The following is a 2,986-nucleotide window of genomic DNA, read 5'->3' on the forward strand; positions in this document are numbered from 1 at the left end:
ACGCGGGACACCTCCGCGGGACGGGCGCAGGGACGCGGGCAACCGTAAGCCGATACGAAATGCGGCCCGGGGCAACGACCCGGCCGCCGCGCGTCCGTGTCCCCCGTTCGCGGTAACGTGACATCTGATGAGCGAGAAAATCCAGGAGTCCGCCGTGCAGCCCCCGGCGGTATCGGTGATCATGCCCGTCCTCAACGAGGAGCGGCACCTGCGGGGCTCGGTAGAAGCGATCCTCCAGCAGGAGTACGCCGGCGAGATGGAGGTCGTCGTCGCGCTCGGCCCGTCCACGGACCGTACCGACGAGATCGCCGCCGAGCTGGTCGCCGAGACCGCGTCCAGCACGCGCGCCAAGGTCAAGACCGTGCCCAACCCGACGGGTCGCACCCCGGCCGCGCTGAACGCCGCGATCAAGGCGTCCAAGCACCCGATCGTGGTGCGCGTCGACGGCCACGGCATGCTCTCCGCGAACTACATCGCCACCGCCGTCCGGCTCCTGGAGGAGACCGGCGCGATGAACGTCGGCGGCATCATGCACGCCGAGGGCGAGAACGACTGGGAGCACGCGGTCGCCGCGGCCATGACCTCGAAGATCGGTGTCGGCAACGCCGCCTTCCACACCGGGGGAGACGCCCAGGCCGCCGAGACGGTCTTCCTCGGCGTCTTCCGGCGCGAGGCCCTGGAGCAGCAGGGCGGGTACAACGAGGAGTTCATCCGCGCCCAGGACTGGGAGCTGAACTTCCGGATCCGTGAGGCCGGCGGTCTCATCTGGTTCTCGCCCGAGCTGAAGGTCTCGTACCGCCCCCGGCCGAGCGTCAAGGCGCTCGCCAAGCAGTACAAGGACTACGGCCGTTGGCGGCACGTCGTCGCCCGGTACCACGAGGGCTCCATCAACCTGCGCTACCTCGCGCCGCCGACCGCCGTGTGCGCCATCGCCGCGGGCGCGGTCGTGGGTGCGCTGCTCACGCCGTGGGGCTTCGTGATCCCCGGCGGCTATCTCGCGGCGATCGTGGCGGGTTCGGTGCCCGCGGGCAAGGGCCTTCCGGCCAAGGCGCGGCTGCAGATCCCCGTCGCGCTCGCGACCATGCACATGTCGTGGGGCTGGGGCTTCCTGACCAGCCCGCGCGCGCTCGCCAAGAAGGTCATCGCCTCGCGCCGCCCCGCGGTCCTGAAGCAGGCCTGACCGCTCTACACCGCTCTACGAGAACGGCGGTACCCGGCTCGTGCCGGGTACCGCCGTTGTTCTTACCGCTCGTCCTTCGGGCCCGAACTCGCCTGCTACCAGGTGTAGTTCGGGTTCACGCGCATACAGGCCTTGGAGTCCGCGCCGTTCAGGGCGTCGGCCGTGTCGGGTGCCTTGTCGTCCTTCTCGTCCGGCTTGGGCTTCGGCGGTACGTCGCCGATGCGCCAGTCGCCGCCCACGACGAGCGTGACACCGGTGACCTCCTTGGACTCCTCGACCGAACTCAGCGGCAGGCCGAGGGACTTGGCGAGGGCCTGCGCGTCACCCTCCAGGTCGGCACTGGGGAAGCGGATCACCGTACGCTCCTGGACCGGCGTCGACGACTGGTCGGCGGCCGCCCGCGTGTACCCCTTGTTCTGCAGCAGCGCCGCGACCGTCGAGGCCCGCCCGGGCGTTGCCGCGGTGGTGCTGGTGGCGGTGCCGTTGAGTACCCGTACGCCGGTCTCCGCGGGGGCCGCGGCCGGGTCGTCCGAGGCCTTCGCCTCGCGCGCCTTGTCCCGGTCCTTCTTCTTCTGCGGGCTGTCCTTGCCGTCGAGCGACACATCGTCCCGGACCAGGCGGAACAGCTGGTCCGCGTCGCCGGGCTTCGGCTGCACGCGGACGCCCACGTATTCGTACGGCATGGTCGTCATCGTGATGCGCTGCGGCGGGACGCGCTTCAGTTCGTTCGAGAGGTCGTACAGCTTCTTGACGGTGTCCAGGCCCTCGTCGACCTCCAGCGCGGAGGTGGCCTCCTCGGCGAGCCGGCGGAGCTTGTTCGGGCTGGTCAGGGTGGCGTTCTCGCGCAGCTCGCGGACCATCGAGTTCATGTACATGTGCTGGGCCTTGGCGCGGCCGATGTCGCTGCCGTCCTCGAAGCCGTAGCGGGTGCGCAGCCACTGCAGGGCCTGCTCGCCCTGCACGTACGTGGTGCCCTTCTTCAGCTTGAGGCCGGAGCCCTCGCCCTTGCTGTTGCGCGAGTTGATGTTGGCGTCGACACAGACCGGTACGCCGCCGATCGCGTCCGCCATGGACACCACCCCGGCGAAGTCGACCATCATGAAGTGGTTGATGTGAATGTTCGTCAGCTTCTCCCAGGCGAGCACCGTGCAGCCCGGACCGCCGCGCCCCAGGCTGGCGTTGGTCATCATGCGGTCGGTGGTCGCCGGGTAGACCTTGCCGTTGTCCGGGTCGGTGCACTCGGGCATCTGCAGCAGGGTGTCGCGGGGCATGCTGACCACCGACATGTTGCTGCGGTCCGCGGAGAGGTGGAGCAGCATCTGCACATCCGCGAGCGCCGTGCCGTTGAAGGTCTCCTTGGCGCCGCCGAGCTTCTGGTTCTCGGCGTTGTCCCGCGCGTCCGAGCCGATGAGCAGGATGTTCAGCGGGGTCTGGCCTGCCGCGTTGGGCGTGGCCTCGGCGGCCCGCTTGCCGTCCGGCATCGGCGTGGTACGGATGTTGCCGTTCAGGTGCTCGTACCAGAGGTATCCGGCAGCGGCCGTGCCGAGTATCAGTACGGCGAGGACGATCGCGAACCAGCGCAGGGCGCGGCGTTTCCGGCGCCGCCTCGGCCTCGGGCGGTCGCCTTCCTTGTGCCGTGAGCGAGGGCCGTCGTCGTCGCCGCCCCCGCCGCCTTCGCCGTCCTCGCCTCCCTCGTAGAGGCTTTCGTCCCAGCCCAGCTCGTCGGCGCTACGGCCGCCTCGCTGCCGTGGGACAGTGCCGTCTCCCCTGACGCTGCCCTGCCTCATCCCCACCCCTCCCGTCCCC

At 70.0% G+C, this 2,986-nt stretch carries 2 protein-coding genes; one reads left to right on the forward strand and one right to left on the reverse strand.

Going from position 1 to position 2,986, the window contains the following annotated elements; translation table 11 throughout:
- The first annotated feature begins 127 nt into the window (after window positions 1–127).
- Window positions 128–1,180, forward strand: coding sequence for a glycosyltransferase family 2 protein (locus GUY60_RS36355; RefSeq protein ID WP_161705763.1), 1,053 nt, complete (start codon window positions 128–130; stop codon window positions 1,178–1,180).
- A 95-nt stretch (window positions 1,181–1,275) separates the two neighbouring features.
- On the opposite strand, the gene GUY60_RS36360 is transcribed toward GUY60_RS36355, so the two are convergent.
- Window positions 1,276–2,967 (reverse strand): LCP family protein, encoded by a 1,692-nt coding sequence (locus tag GUY60_RS36360; RefSeq protein ID WP_161705765.1) that lies wholly within the window; start codon window positions 2,965–2,967, stop codon window positions 1,276–1,278.
- Window positions 2,968–2,986 lie beyond the last annotated feature (19 nt).

The sequence above is a fragment of the Streptomyces boluensis genome (genome assembly GCF_009908195.1).
Lineage (GTDB): Bacteria > Actinomycetota > Actinomycetes > Streptomycetales > Streptomycetaceae > Streptomyces > Streptomyces boluensis.